This is a genomic window from Brevibacillus sp. AF8 (assembly GCF_021270385.1).
Classification (GTDB): Bacteria; Bacillota; Bacilli; order Brevibacillales; family Brevibacillaceae; genus Brevibacillus.
Window position 1 is genome coordinate 179,977 of sequence record NZ_JAGQDN010000010.1, and the last position, 21,223, is coordinate 201,199.

Sequence of the window (21,223 nt, forward strand, 5' to 3'; positions counted from 1 at the left end):
GGGAAACCTGAAAAGGAGGACAAAGATGGATACTCTAATGCACTACGCCTGGCTGATCCCTCTGTTTCCGCTTCTTGCTTTCATCGTGATCGTCTCATTTGGTCGCCAATTGAAAGAAGGAGCGGCCATAGTGGGCATTACCCTGACGGCTGTTTCTTTTGGAATTGCAGTGCTCATCTTCTGGGAGAGATTCCAGGGTGGGGGAACCGATTACAATTATGTGATAGATTGGCTGCATATTGGCGATATCGTGATCAACATGGGCTTCGAAGTGAATCCGCTGAATGCCATGATGCTCGTCATTGTGACATTAGTCAGTCTGTTGGTCCAAATCTACTCCAAAGGCTACATGCATGGGGATGAACGCTTTCCGGTGTTCTATCAATACCTGGCGCTGTTCACATTCTCCATGCTGGGATTAGTCATCTCGCCTAATTTGTTGCAAGTATATATTTTCTGGGAGCTGGTAGGGGTATGCTCCTTCCTGCTCGTTGGCTACTACTACTTCAAGAGAGAGGCAAAAGCAGCCGCCAAAAAGGCTTTTATCGTTACACGCATCGGGGACCTTGGTTTGTTCATCGGGATATGTCTGTTGTTCTGGTGGACCGGAAGCTTTGAGTACGGAGCAATTTTTGAGAGTATCGCACTCGGACGACTGGAACCATGGATGATTACGCTCGCGGCGATTCTCATTTTCGTTGGGGCCATGGGAAAATCAGGTCAATTTCCGCTTCATACGTGGTTGCCTGATGCCATGGAAGGTCCAACACCTGTGTCGGCATTAATTCACGCGGCAACGATGGTTGCGGCTGGTGTTTATTTGGTCGCTGCTACCTATCCGCTGTTTATCGCATCCGATACGGCTTTGACAGTTGTGGCGTATGTAGGAGGATTCACCGCCATATTTGCAGCTTCGATCGGCTTGACCCAACGGGATATCAAGCGTGTCTTGGCATATTCCACAGTCAGTCAGCTCGGGTACATGATGCTGGCATTGGGAGTAGCTGGTGCTGCTGGTTATGTAGCAGGGTCCTTCCATTTGATGACTCACGCCTTTTTCAAAGCACTGCTCTTCCTGGGAGCAGGTAGTGTCATCCATGCCGTACATACGCAGAATGTATTCGAAATGGGTGGCTTGTGGAAAAAGATGCCGATCACCGCTTTGACTTTCTTGATCGGTTGCTTGGCGATTGCGGGAATCTTTCCGTTCGCTGGTTTCTGGTCGAAAGAAGCGATTCTGGGGGCTGTTTACGGAGCACATCGCTACGATTTGCTGTTCATCGCGCTCTTAGCAGCATTCTTTACGGCATTCTATATGTTCCGTCTGTTCTTCCTGACATTCGCAGGGAAGGCACGTGGCAAGCACGAAGCTCACGAATCTCCAGGAGTCATGACTGGTCCGCTCTTGGTCTTGGCATTGCTTGCGGTTGTCGCGGGCTTTGTGAATACACCGTACGCGCCATTACTCTCTGATTGGTTGCTGTCAACGAAAACAGGTACGGCAATCACGAGCATTTTTGTGGAAGGCAGTGAGCACGCGGCCGCTTGGTTGCAGATTGTGGCACTGTTGATCTCTATTCTTGGAGTCGTGCTGGCTTACCTGATATACGGCAAGAAATCCATCTCCTCGGACACGATTCCAGAAACAATGCCGTGGCTCTATCAGCTCTCATACAAGAAGTACTACATCGATGAGCTGTATCACAACGTCATTGTTCGTCCATTAGGCTGGCTTGGATTTGTCCTAGATGTATTTGATAAGTACATTGTGGACGGTTTGGTTGGATTGACAGCAAAAATCACCCAGGGAATCGGATCTTTGCACGCAAGAGTACAAAGTGGGCAGATTCAATCCTATGGAGCAATGGTCATATTCGGTCTGTTACTCTTGATCATCGCCATCAGTTTGACGGCCAAGGGAGGTGGACTCTTTGGGTAATATCCTTTTGTCATCACTGGTGTTCTCTCCGCTGCTGGCGATTCTCGTCATGGCTTTTATCCCCAGTCGACATGCAGGTGTGATCAAGCAGGTCGGGATTTTTGGAACGTTGCCGGCACTTATCTTGGCAGGTTGGATGTTCGGCATGTTTGATTACGAGACAGCCAATCTGCAGTTCGTAGAAAAGCACAGTTGGATTTCGATTCCGATTGGAATGGCTCAGGCAGGCACGGTCTTTGCTTTTGAGATCAACTATGAACTCGGTGTAGATGGTATTTCGATGCCATTGATTTTGCTGACGGCGATTATCGGTACCCTTGCAGCAATTGCTTCATGGCAGATCAAGAAGAGGCAGAAGGAGTATTTTATCCTGTTTCACCTGCTGCTGATCGGCATGTTGGGAGTCTTTGCTGCAGACAATCTGTTTCTGTTCTTCATTTTCTTCGAGCTGACACTCGTACCGATGTACTTCCTCATCGGGATTTGGGGATATGGGGAGCGCGAACAAGCAGCAAACAAATTCCTGTTGTATAACGGAATCGGTTCAGGGATCATGCTGCTGGCTTTCATCGTGATCTTTGTCATCATGCGGACGCTCAATATCGATGAAATCACGGCGATCCTGACGACACCAGGGCATCCGATAACCGAAATCCTTACGCCGGAAATGCGTTTTGGCATCTTCCTAGCGCTGTTCATCGCTTTTGCGATCAAGCTGCCCGTATTTCCGTTCCACACGTGGATGCTACGCGTTCACGTACAGGCTCCACCTTCAATCGTCATGATTCACTCCGGTATTTTGCTGAAGATGGGGGCGTACGGCCTTTTGCGGATGGGAATCGGCTTCTTCCCGGAGCAGGCCTACGATTTCTCTACGTGGATGGCAGTTTTGGGGATTATCAACATTTTGTATGGGGCTGTGCTGGCCTTCGTACAAAAGGATTTAAAAATGGTGCTGGCTTACTCCAGTATCAGCCATATGGGTATCGTCTTGCTCGGTTTCGCTTCGATGAACACGATCGGGTTTCAGGGAGCGATGTTCCAGGTGATATCTCACGGTTTTATCTCAGCACTGCTCTTCTTCTTGATCGGTGTCATTTGGGATCGGACACAGACATCGTTGCTCGACGATTTGGGCGGTTTAGCCAAATCCATGCCGTTTGTCAGCGGCGTGTTGTTGGCAGGCGGGATGGCTTCACTCGGACTTCCGGGCATGTCCGGATTCATTAGTGAGTTCTTTGCCTTCCTCGGTCTGTTTGGTCGTTTGCCAGTAATGGCAGCAGTGGGAGCGATCGGGATTGTCCTCACCGCGGTGTATTTACTCAGAGCGATCTTGAAAACAACTTTTGGCCCTACTCCAGGCAGATGTACAGGACTTGCTGATGCACAGCCGATGGAAGTTATTCCGATGGTAGTTCTGTTGGGATGTATTATTCTCATCGGGGTTTATCCGGCAGTTCTGGGGAATCCGATGCAGCAGGCGCTGAAAACGATCGTACCTATCGTAACGGGAATAGGAGGGTAATCCATGGAGGTTAAAGATATTTTCTCATATGACTGGAGCTACCTTCTGCCCGAGTTTATCATTCTTGGCTTTGCTACCTTTTTATCACTGCTGGACCTTTTTGCGGGCAAGCGTCTTGGCAAGCAGGTCATCGGTTGGCTATCCTTCCTGGGCACGGTCATTGCGGCGATCTTTGTGATCATCAATATGAATGCTCTCGATAAGCCATATAGCTACATGATCGACATGATCCGGATCGATGATTACGGCAATGCGTTCAAGCTGATTTTCTTGGCAGGGACAGCTTTTGCCATTCTCATCTCGCTGTCCTATCTGAAATCGGGGGAAGTCCAGCACAGAGGCGAGTATTACTATTTGCTGCTGACCGGGCTTCTCGGGGCTATGGTCATGGCTTCTTCGGCTGACTTGATTACCTTGTTCGTGGGACTGGAGCTATTGTCTCTCTCGTCCTATGTACTGGTCGGATTGCGAAAAAAATCGCGGCTTTCCAACGAGTCGGCGTTCAAATACGTCGTTTCGGGAAGTATTGCCACGGCTGTGCTCCTGTTTGGGATGTCGTACGTGTACGGACTCACGGGAACCACACATATTTATGAAATCTCATTCCGGTTGGCAGAAGCGGGAATGGCGGGCTATCAGTTCCTTGTCTATACGGCGTTTGCGTTTCTCGCAGTAGGTCTTGCCTTCAAAATATCTGCAGCGCCTAACCACATGTGGGCGCCAGATGTCTATCAGGGTGCTCCTACCCCAGTCACTGCTTTTCTGGCAGTTGTGTCAAAAGCAGCAGGGTTCGCGCTGATCTTTCGAGTAATGATGATCTCGTTTTTCAACGTTTCCGATGGAACGGGATCAGGACGGTTCTTTTTCGAAGAGGGAAGCCTCTACCTGGGGCTGATGGCAGCGGCCTCGATGATTATCGGAAACACGATGGCGCTCAGGCAGACAAACGTCAAACGTATGATGGCTTACTCCGGTATTGCGCAAGCGGGTTATTTGCTCGTGCCGTTTGTACCGCCGACCTCTCTCTTTTTCAGCGAAGTGATCTTCTATCTGTTCGGTTACCTGCTGGTCAGCTTTGGTGCTTTCGCTGTGATTATGGTTGTATCTCGTGAGCAAGAGACAGAGGATTTGAAAGGATTCGCCGGATTGTACCATCGCTCGCCTGTGATGGCAATCGCGATGAGCATCTTCCTCTTGTCCTTGGCAGGTATCCCGATTACGGTTGGCTTCTTCGGGAAGTTCTATCTGTTCATGGGTACATTAGTGGTAGAAAACTACTGGCTGGCGGCAATTATGATCATCACCAGCGTCATTTCCTACTACTACTACTTTGGGATTATTCGTCAGATGTACATGCGTCCTGGGACAACCGAAGCACCGATGGTTGTGCCAAAAGGCATTTGGACGTTTATTCTCATCATGGCAATCGCTACCGTATTCTTCGGGGCTTTCCCGGGTCTGGTCACCGACTATATCCAGATTCATTTCAATCCGTCCTTTGATTTTGGCAACATGCTCTCTCCCAGCTCTCAGTGATACTCGTAACTGAATAGCACTTCAGGTACAATAGAAGGGATGGCTCGTGATCGGGCCGTCCCTTTTTCTATGATTCTCGGTTGGGCAATGAGGAGGTAACTAGCATGTCACAAGAAGTATATGGCTTGTTGAGCATCATTTTATCGATTGCGTTTATTGGGCTCGCTTGGTGGGCGTTGCAATCCTTTCGCTTTGATAAAATTTTGAAAAAACCAAATGGTGCTCAGGCGAAGCTGTTGCAAATTTTTCTTTCCATTGTGATTGGATATGAACTGTCCCGCTTTTTCCTTGATTACTTGGGCTGGTCCCTGACATTCGGGAATTTGTTCAACTAAATACCCAAAGACGACGATTCGCTGGTATATCCACCCAGCTACATGTACAAAATGAGAAGTACAAAGAGATACATGTAAGCATAGGGAGAGGATATCAATGGGGAAATGGTCTGGTTGGTGTGTGCTGGCTCTATTGCTCGTGATGGGGGCCGTGTATTGGATGCCTGTACAAGCAAAGGAAGAAAAGCCGGTTGTGACAGAAATGATGAAAGTACTAGAAGAAACAGGCGCAACGGGTGTATCGGTTCAGGTACGTATGCGTACGGCGATGGGAGAAGGCCTGCGTGCTGAACAAGTAAAAGAGTTGGCGATGAAATGGGCACAACAACTTGAGATTCCGTTTTCCCCAAGCGAACAATCGCGTAAACACAACATACTCGCATATGGGACTACATACACACAAAACGGCGTGGATCTGAGCTACGAGGTGACAGGAGTGCCTAAAAATGGAGCATTTTCTGTATATCTAGTACTTCAGTTATCTGGAAGCCATGATTCGCTACTATATATTGGACAAGTACAGGAAACCTTCACGAATGCCCTGCAAAGCGCCGACTTTATTCCGCAAATTAGCACTTGTATTCGCGGATTGTACAATGTTAAGATGGGTGTTGACCAACAGGAGGGTAAAATATTGTCGATTTTTGGTACTCTCCAGGCAACAGAATTAGAACGTTTGCAAGATGAGACGGTTGTCAGCATTTCAGGGTATACCCCTATGTGGGAATCATTCATCGCGTTAAACGGTCAAAAGATGAATCTACAGGTGGCTACGCATCGTGACAGCCATTCTGGAACATGGATTACGGTAGGTACACCAATCATCACTGTGGAATATTAGCACGCGGAGGGGTACACATTGGATAAAATTATTGTCCGTGGTGGTAAGGCATTGGCTGGAAATGTAAAAGTATCTGGCGCCAAAAATGCCGTACTCCCTATTATTGCAGCATCTATCTTGGCAGAAGAAGGGACTTGCGTCATCTCAGACGTACCAGGCCTCGACGATGTCCGGACGATATGCGACCTTTTGAAATCGATGGGAATCTCCCTTACATATGATCATGAAGTGCTGACGATCGATGCTTCCAAGCTTACGAGTGTAGAAGCGTCCTATGAACTGGTCCGCAAAATGCGCGCATCTTTCCTCGTGATGGGGCCGCTTTTAGCCAGAAAAGGACAAGCTCGTGTCGCTCTTCCGGGTGGATGTGCCATTGGTACACGCCCGATCGACCAGCACCTAAAAGGGTTTGAGGCTATGGGAGCCAAAATCGAAATCGGACAAGGGTTTATTGAAGCGACGGTAGAAGGACGATTGAAGGGTGCGAAAATCTACCTGGATATTGCTAGCGTCGGTGCAACAGAAAATATTATGATGGCCGCTGCTTTGGCAGAGGGAACCACATTGATCGAAAATGCGGCAGAAGAGCCGGAAATCGTTGATTTGGCGAACTTCCTGAACAGAATGGGAGCAAAAATCCGCGGTGCGGGTACAGGTTCGATCCGCATCGAAGGCGTGGAAAAGATGAAGGGCTGCACACATTGTGTCATTCCTGACCGTATCGAAGCAGGAACTTTCATGGTGGCTGCAGCGATTACCGGTGGGGACGTCTTTGTGGAAGGTGCGATTTGCGATCATCTCAAATCCGTGACCGCCAAGCTTCGTGAAATGGGCGTGGACATTGAGGAGCAAGAAAACGGCATTCGTGTACGCCGCACTGGCCCACTGAAAGCAGTTGACCTCAAAACGCTGCCATACCCTGGCTTCCCGACAGATATGCAGTCGCAAATGATGGCGCTTTTGCTTGTTTCAGAAGGAACGAGCATTGTGACCGAAACAGTATTTGAGAACCGCTTCATGCACGTGGAAGAGTTCCGCCGCATGAATGCGAACATCAAGATCGAAGGCCGCAGTGCCATCGTCGAAGGCGGTTCCAAGCTGACAGGCAGCAAGGTAGCAGCAACTGACTTGCGTGCTGGTGCAGCACTTGTATTGGCTGGGCTCGTATCGGAAGGAGAGACTGAGGTCTCTGCTCTGCACCATATTGACCGTGGCTACGTGAACTTTACGGAAAAGCTGCTGGCTTTGGGAGCAGATGTAGAACGCGTGGTCCCAGAAGAAAAGGCTCGTGAAAAAGCCGTTTCCGAAACCATCAAAGTAAGCTTCTCTCCTAATTTTGCTTGATAAATGCGTCAACCATATGGCAAAACGAAAGATTCTCTGCGGATGCAGGGGGTCTTTTTTTCGTTCTCTCGACTCTCTCATTCTCTCGTTCTACCGCTCTGTTACTGAACATAGACTTTAGTAGGTTATTTAAGACTTTTCGTGTCTAGTACGTAACGGGGAGGATCTCTTGCATGAAACGCTATCTACTCATGTGGTTTATCGCTTTGCCGATCTTGCTCGTCCTGATGCCTGCTGCTCTGGTCTTTTGGTTTTCACCAGCAATCAGCCCTGTCAGTCAGCCTACTGTGGCCGTCTCGGAGCCTGCCATACCAGCGATGAAGGAATCCGCTTCCTCTCTGCCGGTAAAGGTGTACCGTACAGAAAAAAAGACTGTGGAAACATTGCCGCTAGAAACGTATATTACGGGAGTCGTAGCGGCAGAAATGCCAGCCGAGTTTGAGCTGGAGGCTTTAAAAGCACAGGCGTTGGCGGCCAGAACCTATATCGTGCGCCGATTAAAAGAGGGCAAGTTTGATGATGTTCCCTCAGGCGGGCAGGTCTTGGATACGGTGCAGCATCAAGTCTATATGGATGAAGTGCAACGGCGTGAGCGTTGGGGAGACCAGTACGAATGGAAAAACAAACGCATCCAGCAAGCAGTGATGGCAACAGCAGGGATTATCCTGACCTACCAGAACGAGCCCATCGACGCGACGTTCTTTTCCACCAGTAATGGTTTTACAGAGAACTCGGATGAATACTGGGAAAAGCCCATTCCTTATTTGAAGAGCGTTGCGAGTCCGTGGGATATTCAATCTCCTCGCTATGAGGAAACGGTCATCATGTCCACGGTGGAGCTAGAAAAGAATTTGGGCGTCAAGCTCACACAGGAGGCTTCTACCAATGGTTCCTGGTATCGGATCGAATCGCGTACAACCGGAAATCGCGTAGGAACCATCAGCATTGGCGGCAAGGAGTTTACAGGAAGAGAGTTTCGTGAAAAGCTCAATTTGAATTCTTCTTCCTTTACGTTGGACTTGCGCGGCAATCAGGTATTCATTACGACCAAAGGGTACGGTCATGGTGTCGGGATGAGCCAGTGGGGAGCAAATGGAATGGCCAAAAGCGGCAAAAGCGCGGAGCAAATCGTCAAACACTTCTATCAAGGAATTAGTCTGCAAGAGTATAAAAGGATCATCCCAGCTTAAAAGCGATGCAAATTTTTACTTTTCCCTACTCTCTCAGGTTTATACGCCAAAATTCTGGCGATACTGAGGGATGAGGTGATGAATAAAATGGAAGATCAAAAAAATCAAAATCAACCGATTCCATTCAAGAAGGCAAGTTCTTGGAAAAAAGTTTTGGGCAAGAAATGGGCGTTTCCTGCAATCTACATCGGCACCGCAGCAATCATTCTCGCTTTTGTGATGTGGTATCAGGGCAATGTCATGGACACGGTATCCAAAATGACGAATGGCACAGATGGCGTGGCAGTGACAACTCCTGCAGCTCCTGAGACGACTACACCGCAAAACGAAGAAGCAGTACCTGCTACAAGTGGCGTACAACCACTCGCTTGGCCAGTAGGAAAAGGCGTACAGTACAATGTGGGCATGAACTACTACGATGAGAAAGCCTCTAAGGAGAGTCAGCAAAAAGCATTGGTGAGCTTTGACAACTCCTTCTATCCACACACAGGTATTGACCTCGTATCCACGGATGGCAAGGGCTTTGATGTCGTCGCAGCTCTTGCGGGCAAAGTGGTAAAAGTGGTGAACGATCCACTTGTCGGCAACGAGATTGAGATTGAGCACGCAGACAAAATGATTACGGTCTATCAAAGTCTGGAAAGCGTAACAGTCAAACCAGGCGATGAAGTGACACAAGGTCAAGTAATCGGGTCTGCTGGACGCAACACCTTTGAAAAAGACGCTGGCGCACATCTTCACTTCGAAGTTCGCATCGATAAAAAGCCTGTCAATCCAGAACAATACTTGATTCAGGCTGATACGGAAGTAAAAAATCAATAACCAATGAATGTAGAAAAACACCTGCAAAATACAACAATTGCGGGTGTTTTTTTGCGTGTTGTACAAACTGTTGAAAAAAGATGAGGCCGTGCTGGCTTGTCAGGCTTGGAAACGTAGAATATGTGTCCCTACGCACCCATATATTGTATCAGACAATGTAGATACAAGGAGGCGAGTAATGTGCACGACTACATCAAAGAGCGGACCATCAAAATCGGCCGATATATTGTAGAGACAAGAAATACGGTTCGGATGATCGCCAAAGAGTTCGGTGTTTCGAAAAGTACTGTGCACAAGGACTTGACTGAGCGGCTGCCTGAGATAAATCCAGAGTTGGCGAACCAGGTTAAGGAAATTTTGGAATATCACAAAGCCATCAGACATCTTCGGGGGGGCGAAGCGACCAAAATCAAGTACAAACGGCGTAGTAAAAAAGTACGAGTAGAACAGGAGGAGAGTGTGTAAGAAAGAATTTCCTTGTCCTCTCACGTAGAAGAGCCTATGATATTAGGTAGAAATGTAACTGGTAATCAGGGAGGACCTTTCATGTTTGGCAAAGATATCGGAATCGACTTGGGCACGGCCAATGTCTTGGTTTTTGTAAAAGGCAAGGGAATTGTCCTAGACGAACCATCTGTCGTGGCAATAGATAGTAAAACCAGAAAAGTTTTGGCCGTGGGAAATGAAGCCTATCGCATGGTAGGTCGCACCCCAGGGAATATCGTAGCGATCCGACCTTTGCGAGAAGGGGTTATCGCGGATTTTGAAATCACAGAGGCCATGCTGAAGCACTTCTTAAACAAAATTGGTGGGAAGAGCATGTTTGCCCGACCGCGAATTTTGATTTGCTGCCCAACCAACATCACCTCTGTTGAGCAAAAGGCCATTCGCGAAGCAGCTGAGCGCAGCGGTGGAGCAAGAGAAGTATTTATCGAAGAAGAGCCGAAAGTTGCCGCAGTTGGGGCAGGTATGGACATTTTTCAGCCGTCCGGAAATATGGTAGTGGACATCGGTGGGGGAACGACCGATGTAGCGGTATTGTCGATGGGCGATATTGTCACGTCTTCCTCCATTAAAATAGCAGGCGATACATTCGATGTGGCTATTATGCGTTACATAAAAAATAAATACAAATTGCTGATTGGAGAGCGTACGGCTGAAGATATCAAGGTTCAGATTGGAACCGTATCCGGCGGACGCCAGGACGAAATGGACATTCGAGGTCGAGACATGGTAAGCGGCTTGCCGCAAACGATTACCATTCGCTCCAATGAAGTCCAGGAAGCCCTGGCTGAGTCGGTGAGTGCGATTGTACAAGCCTCAAAATCTGTTTTAGAACGAACACCTCCGGAGCTTTCTGCCGATATAATTGATAAGGGTGTTTTCCTGACCGGTGGCGGCGCATTATTGCACGGTATTGACGAGATTCTGGCAGAGGAGCTGAAGGTTCCTGTGCTGGTAGCGGACGAGCCAATGATGTGCGTTGCAAAAGGAACAGGAATGATGCTGGACTATTTGGACAAGATGCCGGCTAACTCGAATAAGCGATTATTCAGGGGGTAAGATTTAAGTGATCAGAGGCTTGTATACGTCTGCATCTGGCATGCTGGCTTTGCAGAACAGGCAAGAATCGCTGGCGAACAATTTAGCAAATATCAATACACCCGGGTTCAAACAGGACGTGGGTGTCATGCGTGCATTTCCGGAGCAATTGCTCTCGCGCATGAATGATCATGAGGGACTGGATGTTCCGGGCATCCCTACTATGCCTGGGCAGCCTGCCATTATCGGGCGTCTGAACACAGGGGTATACATGGCGGAGGCGCTGCCGAATTTTGCGCAGGGGGATATTGAAGAGACACGCAATCCATATGATATTGCGTTGATGGACAATATTCAGCCAGATCAGGATGGCAATGAGCGGCGGTTGTTTTACGGTGTGGCACGGATTGAACAAGCGGATTTGGCACAGCCAGTACAGCAAGAGGATATCCGCTATACGAGAAATGGTAACTGGAGCGTGAATTCGGACGGGTACCTGGTGACAGCGGAAGGATATTATGTGCTGGATAGCTCTAATCAGGCGATACGAATCAACCATGATCCCGCACTCGGAACCAATGTCGGTCAAAACCTGAAAATTTCCGAGCGTGGCGAATTGATGCAAGTTACCATTGATCCAATCACCAAAGCAGAACAGTATACGGCGCTTCCTACTCATGCTAGATTGGGACTTGCAGTGGTAACCGATCCGCTAAAGCTTGTACGTGAAGGAACGAATGTTTTCCGATTTGAAGGCGATATACCAGTGGAAGGGATCGATTTGGCAGAAGCCAACGATCAGGCTGCTATAGCAGCTGGTACGTACAATACCCCTATGGTCGCGGGACGTTTCGGTACACAACAGGGCTGGCGTGAACGGTCGAATGTAGACCCAGCACAAACCATGACGAGTATGATGAGTGTGCTTCGCGCCTATGAAGCGAACCAACGGGTAATTACCACGATTGACGGTACGCTGGACAAGGCTGCTAATGAAATTGGTCGGGTTAATGGATAATAGGAGGTAGGAAGGATGCAGTCGCTTAATATTTCCACATCAGCTATGCGCGGTATTCAGCAAGCGTTGGACAATACAGCCAACAACCTGTCGAACATTGATACGATTGGGTACAAGCGCAGGGTAGCATCGTTTTCCGAGCTTCTCACAGACTCAATGAATGAGCAGCCGGCAGCGGATAACCAAAATCGCAATACACCAGTGGGGATAAGAATCGGTAGTGGAGCGCATCTTGCCATGACCAAGCTGGATCTCGGTCAAGGCAGTCTCAAGCAGACAGATGTGCCAACAGATGTTTTGATTGAAGGAGATGGCTATTTTTTGGTCACTCGTAAAATCAAAGATGCGAGTAAGATCACCGTGGATGAAGAAAGTCGCTTTACGCGTAATGGTTCTTTTAAGCTGTCTTATGATGATGATGACAAGGGATACGTACTGCACACCACGTCTGGCCATATTTTGACAGACGAAAATGGTGCGAATATCGTATTCCCGGAGCCAGTAAAAAATATCTCGATTTCCCCTGATGGTACTTTCAGTGCGGACGGAATGCTGGCACCTGTAAAAATTGGTGTATGGAATGTAGAGAACCCTGATCAGCTAAAGCAAGTCGGTGAGAATCTGTTTGATGCCGAATTGGCTTTCGGAGCAGGACCGCAAAGTAAATACACCAGTGCATATGATGATGGTGTAACATTGCGCCAAGGTGCTCTCGAGTCATCAAACGTCAGCATGACAGAAGAAATGTCCCAACTGGTGAACATTCAGCGTGCGTATCAATTGAACTCACGCGCAATTGGTATCAGTGATCAAATGATGGGTATTGCGAACCAATTGAGAAGCAGATAAAGCTATATAAATTCAACATGACGGAGGAGAGGAGCATGGAACAAGGGAAGAGCAAACGTTTCCCGCGTCAGACCGAAGAGGTTAAGTCAAAAGCAAGAGAGCGGGAACGGAGCGGCAAAAATTGGCGACTGAGAGTTGCCAAGATGGTGCTGGTCCCACTCCTGCTGTTTTTCTCTCTGGTCGTTGGTCTGATGATCGGATACGGTGGAGTTGGCAAGAAGCCAATGTCTGAAGTATTCGATCCAGGAACCTACAAACATATGTGGGATTTAATGTTTGAGGATACGTAAAAATGAAGCTGGACAAGCCCGAACCTTTGGTTGGGGCTCCTATTTTTTCGGGGACTTGTTGTGGTGTTTGTCCACAGAGTATAATAGGTCGAGTGGTTGAAAAAGGAAGTGACGATTTGAATACGGAGGGATGTCCGTGAATCTTCCTAATTTGCTTACGATCTTTCGCATCGTGCTCATCCCTTTGTACCTGTATGTCTTTTTTTCGGAGTTTCCGTATCATGTTGAAATCGCTTTAGGCATTTTGATTTTGGCGGGAGTGACCGATATTGCGGACGGGTACATCGCGCGGAAGCATAAGCTTGTGACCACCATCGGAATGATGTTAGATCCTCTGGCAGATAAATTAATGATGCTGGCGGTCATCGCCTCATTATTTTTGACGGATCGAATCAGTGTATGGGCTGCCCTGTTTTTCTTTGTGCGCGATCTGGCCATGATAGTAACAGGAGCTGTTTATCATTTCCGTGGCAAAAAAACTGTCCCGGCTAATGCCTATGGCAAGCTGACAACCGTTCTTTTGTATCTGGTCATTCCGCTCGTTATGTACCGTTATGAGTACAGTGAAGCGATACTTTGGTCGGTTATAGCGTTCTCGTTTATTGCGAGTGCGATTTATCTGGCAAAGGCTCGACTATTGAACCGCGTGTAAGGGTTCCAGCAAGTTGAAAAAGAGCACTTCCGCTTTGGGGAGGAAGTGCCCCTTTTATCTTAACCCCGCTTGACCGTTTTACTGGGGCGGGAGTTATGTATATTGTTTCGTTGGTTAAAGGGTATTCATTCATAGACAAGTCTAGTTAAGTATGGAAATGGAGCGATACATAATGGAAATCAAAGCGCCTTTGGATATTATGCAAATTCAGGAAATCATTCCACACCGTTACCCGTTTTTGTTGATAGACAAAATTGAAGAGCTGGAGTTAGGAAAAAGAGCAGTTGGAATTAAAAATGTCACGGTAAATGAGCCGTTTTTCCAAGGGCATTTTCCTGGTTATCCAGTCATGCCTGGCGTCCTTATTGTGGAAGCGTTGGCACAGGTTGGGGCAGTAGCGATGCTCAGCATGGAGGAACATCAAGGAAAAATCGGACTGTTTGCAGGCATTGATGAATTCCGTTTCAAAGATCAGGTGAAGCCGGGAGACACGCTGGTACTAGAGGTTGAGCTTACTCGTGTACGTGGAACCGTCGGCAAAGGACATGGCAGAGCACTGGTAAATGGAAAAGTAGTAGCAGAGGGCGGATTAATGTTTGCCCTGACGGCAGGAAATAAGGCACATTCATGATCATCTTGAATGTGCCTTTCTTTTCGGGTAGAATGGCTAATGGGCAACTCCATCCATGAGAAGGTAGTTTAAAAAGCCGTCTTTTTAAACATTCATTTACTAACAAGCACTTGAAGGTGAAGAAATGACCAAACAGGTCGCAACCATATTAGATGTGCCATTTACGACTCGCGGTTTTCGTGAGACTGTCGATCATATAACAGAGCGCATACAAAGCGGTCAAAAGACCCACGTGGTGACAGCCAATCCGGAAATCGTCATGGTAGCGAGAGAGAATCGCGCTTTCCGTTCTATTGTAGAACAAGCCTATGTTGTTCCAGATGGAATTGGAATCGTGTACGCTGCCAAATGGACGAATCAGCCAATTTATGAGCGCGTTACCGGTGTGGAGCTTCTGGAAGCGCTCATGGCGAAAGCCGATCAACATCAGTGGGGCGTGTATTTACTCGGCGCCAAGCCGGATGTCATTCATTTGGCAAAAGACAAACTGAGTGCTCGTTATCCGAACGCCCGAATCGTCGGATGTCGGGATGGCTATTTTCGCCCAGAGGAAGAAACTCAAATTGTACAAGAAATTGCCGAAGCGAAACCACAGCTCCTGTTCGTCGCACTGGGTGCGCCCAGACAAGATGAATGGATGGCGAAGTATCGCGATCAGTTAAATGCCTCCTTAATGATGGGGGTAGGCGGCAGCTTTGACGTCATTTCCGGGAAAGTAAAGCGCGCTCCCGAGATTTGGCAAAAACTGCATTTGGAATGGTTTTATCGACTTGCTTCTGAGCCTTCACGCTGGAAGCGTCAACTGGCTATTCCTCGGTTTGTTCTAACCGTACTGAAAGAAAAATGGAGTAGCCGTTCCTAGATGCATCCGTAGAGAGGAGAACAGTCGATGTCTACACTAATCCTCGGATTTCTGACTTCGCTGATCATATCGTTTATTGCTACACCGTATGTAAAAAACTTGGCTGTAAAAGTAGGGGCTGTGGATGCTCCGAACCAGCGCAAAGTACACACGCGAATCATGCCACGTATGGGTGGCTTGGCGATTTATATCGGTTATCTGGTTGCGTTCTTCCTATTTGTCCCACATACAACCATGTCAGAAATGCTGGGAATTTTCATCGGAAGTACGATTGTTATGGTCGTTGGCATGCTCGATGACAAATACCAACTCTCGCCAAAATGGAAGCTGCTTGGCCAGCTAGTCGCAACAGCGATTGTCGTCATTCCTTTTGGCTTGAAGATTGGCGTCGTGAATCTACCGTATAGCGGGAGCATTGATTTCAGCAGTGGCTGGCTTTTCTGGCTGGCGATTCCGATCACAATGTTTTGGATTGTCGGGGTAACGAATGCGGTGAACCTGATTGACGGTCTCGATGGACTGTCGGCAGGTGTATCAGCAATTGCTGCAGGGACAATGGGCGTCATGGCCTTGTTGATGGATGATTACAAGGTAGCGACCTACTGTTTCGTGCTCCTCGGAGCGATCCTGGGCTTTCTCTACTTTAACTTTCATCCGGCTCGTCTGTTTATGGGCGACACCGGTTCGCTTTTCTTGGGCTTTAACCTGGCTGCCCTGTCGATCATGGGCTTTAAAGAAGCGTTGTTCGTTTCCTTTATCATTCCAATCGTCGTACTGGGGGTACCGCTCTGGGATACGTTCTTCGCCATCGTGCGCAGGATCGTAAACAAAAAGCCGATTTCGAGCCCAGACAAAGGGCATTTGCATCACTGCTTGCTAAACATGGGTCTGTCGCACCGCTCGACTGTACTCACGATTTACTCGATCAGCATTTTCTTCGGGACGATGGCGATCCTGCTGACGAAGACGACGAAGTGGACTACGATTATTGTCATGGTCGCGCTGCTGATAGCCATTCATCTTGGAACGGAGATCGTTGGCCTCGTTAGTCGCCGTCACCGTCCGTTGATTAACGCTTACAGACGGATCAAAATTAAACAGACCGAGCAACAGCGTCGGACGAACTAAAAATAAACAGAGCCTTAGCATCTAATGGTGCTAGGGCTTTTTTTCGCCAATATTTAGGGGGAAACACTTAAGTGAAGAAGGGAATTGTCCGATAAAGATAGGGAGAATTACATTGTCCCATTAATAGTGTGGGACACATAAGAGGTTTCAAAAATAAAACGGAGAGGTGAAAATATGAACAAGTCCTATCAACAATTCCGTCGTTGGCTGGTAATGTGCCTGACGATGATGCTGATTGTTACAGGTGTTATGCCAGCGGTACCAGCTTTTGCGGCGCTGGGTTCCAATTGGAATACTACGTCAGGTATCAAGACACCACCATCTAGCTATGTCATCAGCGGGGGGGGCACAAGTTATAGCGACCCGATTAAGACAAAATCCAAATTGGTATACCAAGTCGAGCTTTTCTACAAGGATGCCACTAAAAATGGCCAAGGTTTTGATGTTTTAATTGATAATGTTCCACTTCCGAACAATCAACTATTTGTAAACGAAAAAATTACACTGCCTGATTTTCAACTGAATAGTAGTGGAGCAGTAACAAAAGTTACAGTGAAGCCAAAAGTAACGGTGGATCCAACGAACGATACAGCAGAGATTTATTTCCAGTACACACCAACCCCTGCTGCTCCAGGAACAGGTCCGCTAATTTTTGATAACGCCGGAGCGGGTAAGCATCAAAGTGACCCTATCAAGGTAACCAATCGAACAGTAACGAATTTAAAATACAAATATACTGTCTCATCCGCAGTGGATAAATCACAAGCTGTCGAAGTTCAGGTAAACGGAGTAACCGTTCGAACCGTAACCGGTTCCGAAGGTACCTTGCCAGATATCGATTTATCTCCTGGTCTGAATGCAGTTCAGTTGTTTGCACCGAATACAGGAGAACGTGCCATTGTATATTACGAGTACAACTCACAGAACAGCCCGATCTCCATTACCAACTTCTCTGGAGGAACGACAGCCTATACTCCAGTGATTTATGGGGACTCAACTATTACCTTGATCGGTACGTATGGAAGTGGAGTAACGGGAAGTAGCTTGAGACTGAAGCTGATTACGAACAACGGCAGCTCCATTCAAGACTTAGCCAACACTGCACCAACGATTAATGGTAGCACTTTTACATTTAATAACATCAGCTTGAAGCCCGGGCTGAATCAGATCGCTTTTTACGAAAAGGTAGGAAATGTAACCAAAGAACACTACCAGTTCTATGTTCAATACAACAACACACCGCTTGTTAGTGATTTGAAAGTAAATGATACACCACTGAACGATCCGAATGTCAACACGAGTCCGACTTATATCACGGTTCCATCGCTCAACCGTCTTAATTTGAATCTGGACGGGAAAGCGCTAAATGCAGATACCGTTGAAGTGAAAAACCTGCGTACAGGTGATGTAGTTAAAACACAGGTGAACCGTACTGGTTCATTTGGATTGAGTGTACCATCCCAGCTTGGCGAAAATACTTTGGAAATCAGAGTCTTTAACCAAAACAAAGAGGTAGGGACCTTTGTTCGTAAGCTGTTAGTCACCACTACATCCTCAGGAAGCTCGGATCAATTTTACAAAGTAATGTTGAATGGAGTACCACTTCTGCCTAACCAGCAAGCGACGATATCAGGTCCAGCAACTTCTCCAGTTATGGCACTGCATGGTTCGGCACTGCTGAAATTTGTAGATATTACTGGTGAGCAGCAGTTCCAAGAATTCAAGGTTACAATTTCCGAAGGTGCAACAAAAAAAGAATACAAGAGTGCCGACGGGGTAGGCTATACACAGATTGGCAACCCGCAAAGTGGATTTACGGAATATGCGGTAAATATGACGACGATACCTGCAGGTAGCTTCGTGGACGGTAAAACGTACAAGGTCTCTTTGAGCTATCAATACCTGACAAAGGCTTCGGATAATTCTGTAACGTCTCCATCGGGTTTCATTAATGTTGCGAATTACGAGTACGAATTCAAATACTTGGATAGCTCTAAGCCGAGCATTTCACAAGTGATTAATTTGGCAAATGCACAAGTATTGTCTCCAACGGCTGCGAATATCATTGTTACTTCACCGTTGGAATTGAAAGCAGTTACGAAAAATATACCAGATCCAACTACTGCAACGATCACGTATAACGGGCAAGCGTTAACTTCAGGAACAGACTATGTAATTACAGCTGGGACAGATGATTTTACGCTTACTCTGAAAAAGCTGCCCCAGGGTCAAGGAAAACTGGTGATTGGATATACTGGTGCAGCGGGTTCATTATCTGCTGCTTACACTCTGGATATTCGCATTACCCCATTTGCTCAAATCACATATGTAGATGCAACTGGACAGGTACGCAGTTTTGAAGATGGATATCAAGTAAAGAGTGAGAATGACATCCGAAATCTCGATGGGAAAGTGTACAACTATGTATTGAAGGGTGGCACCACAAGTAACATTGAGGCAACCTTAAATGGTACAAAAATCAATATTAAAGATAGTGATATTGACACAAATAAAGGTACGTTCCTTATTGCGAAGGATGAGCTGAAATATAAAAAAGGCAACAACGTCCTGAAAATCACCTTGAAAGATGATCCAAAAACAGTATTCACCTATAACGTTTCCTATAACTCATCCAAGACGCCATCTGTCGAGGATGTGAAGCTGGAGATCATCTCCAATGGTGATACTGAAGAGCTGACCAAGAAAGCTGGAGATGCATCCTATAAAACAGGTGCCAACTTCTTGACCAACTTGAGCTTTACTGTAAATGATGCAACACATGTCTACATCGAAAAGAACGGAAAACGGATCAATGATTTCCGCTACAAGAGTGGAGATTGGGAACAAGATACGACGAACCAGGAATACGTAAAAGCGCGCCTGGAAGCATCGTTGAATAATGATTTGGAAGACTTGTTTGACGAGACAAACATTGATTCACAGTCTCGTTCCCGATTTGAAGGGAAGATGAACACGAAGAAATATGGTGATCTTGTTGAAGAAGTACAAGACGCCGTGACAGATGCCAAGGAACAGGAACAGAAACTGGCCCTTTTCCCTCTGACTTTGAAAAAGGGTGGAACAACGGTCTACACCATCGTAGCTGAAGATGACAATGGTACTGTCATTCGCTATGACATCAACATCGATCAGAAATATTCCAGCTGGGAAGTTCTATCCCCAGTAAAAGCAAAAGAAAACGATCCATACGTTATTGTAAATAGTAACAGTGCAGTTGTGAAAGTGTTTGCGGAAAATGCGGACAAAGTATTGTTCGGAAAAACAGAAGCAAAAGTGACCAATACAAGCAATCCTGACTTCTATTACGATGACAAGCAGGGCAAGACCATACCAGAGACTTATTATGTGTTTACATCTACTGTTCCACTTAAAAAAGGTCTAAACGCAATTAAGTTCTCGGTCGTGGTTGGCGATAGCACCTATAAAGACGAAATCAAAATCTACAATGCGAGCTCAACTGTAAATGGTGCAGAATATCGCGATGTATTAGGAAAGAAAACTGCTTTTAGTGTGTTTGATAAGCAATTTGAGCTGAAGTTCCCGAAAGGTACAGTATTGCTGTCGCCAGATGATAGCCGTGCTGGTCAAGAAGTGAAGAATCCAAGCGGAGATATTTTTGTCGATGTACCTCTATACTTCGGTATGGCAGATCGGACAACAGGACAAATATCCATCGACGAGGATAATCTGGAAGAACGACTGGTTCTGGAAGCTAACTTCAACTATGCAAGTCCCCTGTACTATGTAGATGCAGGTGATACAGAAGCCCCGGGTGGTCGTGATCCATACTTCGATGAAGGCGATGCGGAAGACTTCAAGAGTCGTTGGCAAGACAATCTGGTTCCTAGCCTTCGTGGTACAATTACCATCAAATACGACCCATCCATTGTTAACGCAGCGAATAACATCCTGACCGTTTTCTACCACAATGGGGATGAATGGAAAAATATTGGTGGCGTAGTGAGTACAAGCAAAAAGACTGTTACGGTGCCGTTTGCTGGTTTTGGTTATTACATGGTCATGAAAACGAGAGAAACATACGATGATGTCATTCGACATGATTTCGCTCGTGATGCAATTGAGACGCTGTATGCCAAAGGCATCATGCCAGCATACAGTGGAAGCAGCTTTGGGGCTAACCGTGACATGACACGCGGCGAATTTGCAACGATGCTGGTTAAAGCAATGGATCTGCCAATTAACGCTGGGCCATATCGGGATAGCAACGAGCGTGATCCGTTAGAACCAACCTTTACCGATGTTCGTCCGAATCGCAATTCGTGGGATTATGAGTACAAATATATCGAGACAGCTGCTCGTGCTGGAATTATCCGTGGAAAACAACCCGGCTACTTCCGTCCAGATGAAAATCTTACTCGCGAAGAAGCAGCAATTATGATCTCGCGTGCGCTTAATCTCAAATTGGGTACACTCGATGCTTCCAAACTGGCTTTGAACAAAATGTTCTCAGATGCCAAGGATGTTAGTTACTATGCAGCTCCATCCGTACTTGCTGTCAGCAAGGCGAAACTGATGAACGGCGAAATAGATAATCCAGGTGAGAAAAAGTCAACCTACAGCTTCAAACCAACAAACAACCTGACTCGTGCTGAAATGGCTGTCATCACTATTCGTGTGATGGTCCAACTCAAAAAACTGCCTAAGCAGTAAGCCGAGATATTTCGCCATATATAATAG

18 protein-coding genes are annotated in these 21,223 nt (G+C 47.0%); all 18 read left to right on the plus strand.

Annotated elements, in window-relative coordinates; translation table 11 throughout:
• The first annotated feature begins 25 nt into the window (after positions 1 to 25).
• The 18 genes from nuoL to KB186_RS15475 all read left to right on the plus strand — a co-directional run bounded on the left by nuoL (position 26) and on the right by KB186_RS15475 (position 21,196).
• Positions 26 to 1,939, plus strand: coding sequence for an NADH-quinone oxidoreductase subunit L (nuoL, locus tag KB186_RS15390; RefSeq protein WP_221867361.1), 1,914 nt, complete (start codon positions 26 to 28; stop codon positions 1,937 to 1,939).
• Positions 1,932 to 3,464, plus strand: a complete 1,533-nt coding sequence (locus KB186_RS15395) for a complex I subunit 4 family protein (protein WP_173610478.1) — start codon at positions 1,932 to 1,934, stop codon at positions 3,462 to 3,464. The genes nuoL and KB186_RS15395 overlap by 8 nt, the downstream gene beginning before the upstream one ends.
• A gap of 3 nt (positions 3,465 to 3,467) precedes the next feature.
• Positions 3,468 to 5,000: an NADH-quinone oxidoreductase subunit NuoN gene (gene nuoN / locus KB186_RS15400; protein ID WP_173610479.1), complete on the plus strand. Its 1,533-nt coding sequence runs from the start codon at positions 3,468 to 3,470 to the stop codon at positions 4,998 to 5,000.
• Between the two features lie 104 nt (positions 5,001 to 5,104).
• Positions 5,105 to 5,335 (plus strand): DUF1146 family protein, encoded by a 231-nt coding sequence (locus KB186_RS15405; protein WP_047069796.1) that lies wholly within the window; start codon positions 5,105 to 5,107, stop codon positions 5,333 to 5,335.
• A 97-nt stretch (positions 5,336 to 5,432) separates the two neighbouring features.
• Positions 5,433 to 6,176 (plus strand): YwmB family TATA-box binding protein, encoded by a 744-nt coding sequence (locus tag KB186_RS15410; RefSeq protein ID WP_232773925.1) that lies wholly within the window; start codon positions 5,433 to 5,435, stop codon positions 6,174 to 6,176.
• 18 nt (positions 6,177 to 6,194) lie between these two features.
• Complete coding sequence (gene murA, locus KB186_RS15415) at positions 6,195 to 7,520, plus strand: UDP-N-acetylglucosamine 1-carboxyvinyltransferase (RefSeq protein WP_016740202.1); 1,326 nt, start codon at positions 6,195 to 6,197, stop codon at positions 7,518 to 7,520.
• Positions 7,521 to 7,693: 173 nt separating this feature from the next.
• Complete coding sequence (spoIID, locus tag KB186_RS15420; protein WP_232773926.1) at positions 7,694 to 8,710, plus strand: stage II sporulation protein D; 1,017 nt, start codon at positions 7,694 to 7,696, stop codon at positions 8,708 to 8,710.
• Positions 8,711 to 8,797: 87 nt separating this feature from the next.
• Positions 8,798 to 9,532 carry a M23 family metallopeptidase gene (locus KB186_RS15425; protein WP_173610482.1) on the plus strand — a complete coding sequence of 245 codons (735 nt, stop codon included), beginning with the start codon at positions 8,798 to 8,800 and terminating at the stop codon, positions 9,530 to 9,532.
• A gap of 180 nt (positions 9,533 to 9,712) precedes the next feature.
• On the plus strand, positions 9,713 to 9,997 hold the full coding sequence (gene spoIIID, locus KB186_RS15430) for a sporulation transcriptional regulator SpoIIID (RefSeq protein WP_003388385.1): 285 nt from the start codon (positions 9,713 to 9,715) through the stop codon (positions 9,995 to 9,997).
• A gap of 81 nt (positions 9,998 to 10,078) precedes the next feature.
• Positions 10,079 to 11,095, plus strand: a complete 1,017-nt coding sequence (mreB, locus tag KB186_RS15435) for a rod shape-determining protein (RefSeq protein ID WP_088909734.1) — start codon at positions 10,079 to 10,081, stop codon at positions 11,093 to 11,095.
• A 7-nt stretch (positions 11,096 to 11,102) separates the two neighbouring features.
• On the plus strand, positions 11,103 to 12,092 hold the full coding sequence (locus tag KB186_RS15440; RefSeq protein WP_173610483.1) for a flagellar hook-basal body protein: 990 nt from the start codon (positions 11,103 to 11,105) through the stop codon (positions 12,090 to 12,092).
• Positions 12,093 to 12,107: 15 nt separating this feature from the next.
• The gene (locus KB186_RS15445; protein ID WP_232773927.1) at positions 12,108 to 12,941 is read left to right on the plus strand and encodes a flagellar hook-basal body protein; all 834 of its coding nucleotides are present in this window, start codon (positions 12,108 to 12,110) and stop codon (positions 12,939 to 12,941) included.
• A gap of 35 nt (positions 12,942 to 12,976) precedes the next feature.
• Complete coding sequence (locus KB186_RS15450) at positions 12,977 to 13,231, plus strand: DNA-directed RNA polymerase subunit beta (protein ID WP_173610485.1); 255 nt, start codon at positions 12,977 to 12,979, stop codon at positions 13,229 to 13,231.
• Between the two features lie 130 nt (positions 13,232 to 13,361).
• Positions 13,362 to 13,883 carry a CDP-alcohol phosphatidyltransferase family protein gene (locus KB186_RS15455; protein WP_088909731.1) on the plus strand — a complete coding sequence of 174 codons (522 nt, stop codon included), beginning with the start codon at positions 13,362 to 13,364 and terminating at the stop codon, positions 13,881 to 13,883.
• Between the two features lie 172 nt (positions 13,884 to 14,055).
• Positions 14,056 to 14,514 carry a 3-hydroxyacyl-ACP dehydratase FabZ gene (gene fabZ, locus KB186_RS15460; RefSeq protein ID WP_173605649.1) on the plus strand — a complete coding sequence of 153 codons (459 nt, stop codon included), beginning with the start codon at positions 14,056 to 14,058 and terminating at the stop codon, positions 14,512 to 14,514.
• Between the two features lie 124 nt (positions 14,515 to 14,638).
• Positions 14,639 to 15,376 carry a WecB/TagA/CpsF family glycosyltransferase gene (locus tag KB186_RS15465; RefSeq protein WP_048035063.1) on the plus strand — a complete coding sequence of 246 codons (738 nt, stop codon included), beginning with the start codon at positions 14,639 to 14,641 and terminating at the stop codon, positions 15,374 to 15,376.
• Positions 15,377 to 15,403: 27 nt separating this feature from the next.
• On the plus strand, positions 15,404 to 16,504 hold the full coding sequence (locus KB186_RS15470) for a glycosyltransferase family 4 protein (protein ID WP_173610486.1): 1,101 nt from the start codon (positions 15,404 to 15,406) through the stop codon (positions 16,502 to 16,504).
• A gap of 174 nt (positions 16,505 to 16,678) precedes the next feature.
• Positions 16,679 to 21,196 carry an S-layer homology domain-containing protein gene (locus KB186_RS15475; protein ID WP_232773928.1) on the plus strand — a complete coding sequence of 1,506 codons (4,518 nt, stop codon included), beginning with the start codon at positions 16,679 to 16,681 and terminating at the stop codon, positions 21,194 to 21,196.
• The last annotated feature ends 27 nt before the right edge of the window (positions 21,197 to 21,223 follow it).

Excerpts from the sequence above, each read along its gene's own strand:
- KB186_RS15410 (WP_232773925.1), top strand. The coding sequence starts at position 5,433 with ATGGGGAAATGGTCTGGTTGGTGTGTGCTGGCTCTATTGCTCGTGATG.
- spoIID (WP_232773926.1), top strand. The coding sequence starts at position 7,694 with ATGAAACGCTATCTACTCATGTGGTTTATCGCTTTGCCGATCTTGCTC.
- KB186_RS15475 (WP_232773928.1), top strand. The coding sequence starts at position 16,679 with ATGAACAAGTCCTATCAACAATTCCGTCGTTGGCTGGTAATGTGCCTG.
- nuoL (WP_221867361.1), top strand. The coding sequence starts at position 26 with ATGGATACTCTAATGCACTACGCCTGGCTGATCCCTCTGTTTCCGCTT.
- KB186_RS15425 (WP_173610482.1), top strand. The coding sequence starts at position 8,798 with ATGGAAGATCAAAAAAATCAAAATCAACCGATTCCATTCAAGAAGGCA.
- KB186_RS15450 (WP_173610485.1), top strand. The coding sequence starts at position 12,977 with ATGGAACAAGGGAAGAGCAAACGTTTCCCGCGTCAGACCGAAGAGGTT.
- fabZ (WP_173605649.1), top strand. The coding sequence starts at position 14,056 with ATGGAAATCAAAGCGCCTTTGGATATTATGCAAATTCAGGAAATCATT.
- KB186_RS15470 (WP_173610486.1), top strand. The coding sequence starts at position 15,404 with ATGTCTACACTAATCCTCGGATTTCTGACTTCGCTGATCATATCGTTT.
- KB186_RS15405 (WP_047069796.1), top strand. The coding sequence starts at position 5,105 with ATGTCACAAGAAGTATATGGCTTGTTGAGCATCATTTTATCGATTGCG.
- nuoN (WP_173610479.1), top strand. The coding sequence starts at position 3,468 with ATGGAGGTTAAAGATATTTTCTCATATGACTGGAGCTACCTTCTGCCC.
- KB186_RS15445 (WP_232773927.1), top strand. The coding sequence starts at position 12,108 with ATGCAGTCGCTTAATATTTCCACATCAGCTATGCGCGGTATTCAGCAA.
- mreB (WP_088909734.1), top strand. The coding sequence starts at position 10,079 with ATGTTTGGCAAAGATATCGGAATCGACTTGGGCACGGCCAATGTCTTG.
- KB186_RS15465 (WP_048035063.1), top strand. The coding sequence starts at position 14,639 with ATGACCAAACAGGTCGCAACCATATTAGATGTGCCATTTACGACTCGC.
- KB186_RS15455 (WP_088909731.1), top strand. The coding sequence starts at position 13,362 with ATGTCCGTGAATCTTCCTAATTTGCTTACGATCTTTCGCATCGTGCTC.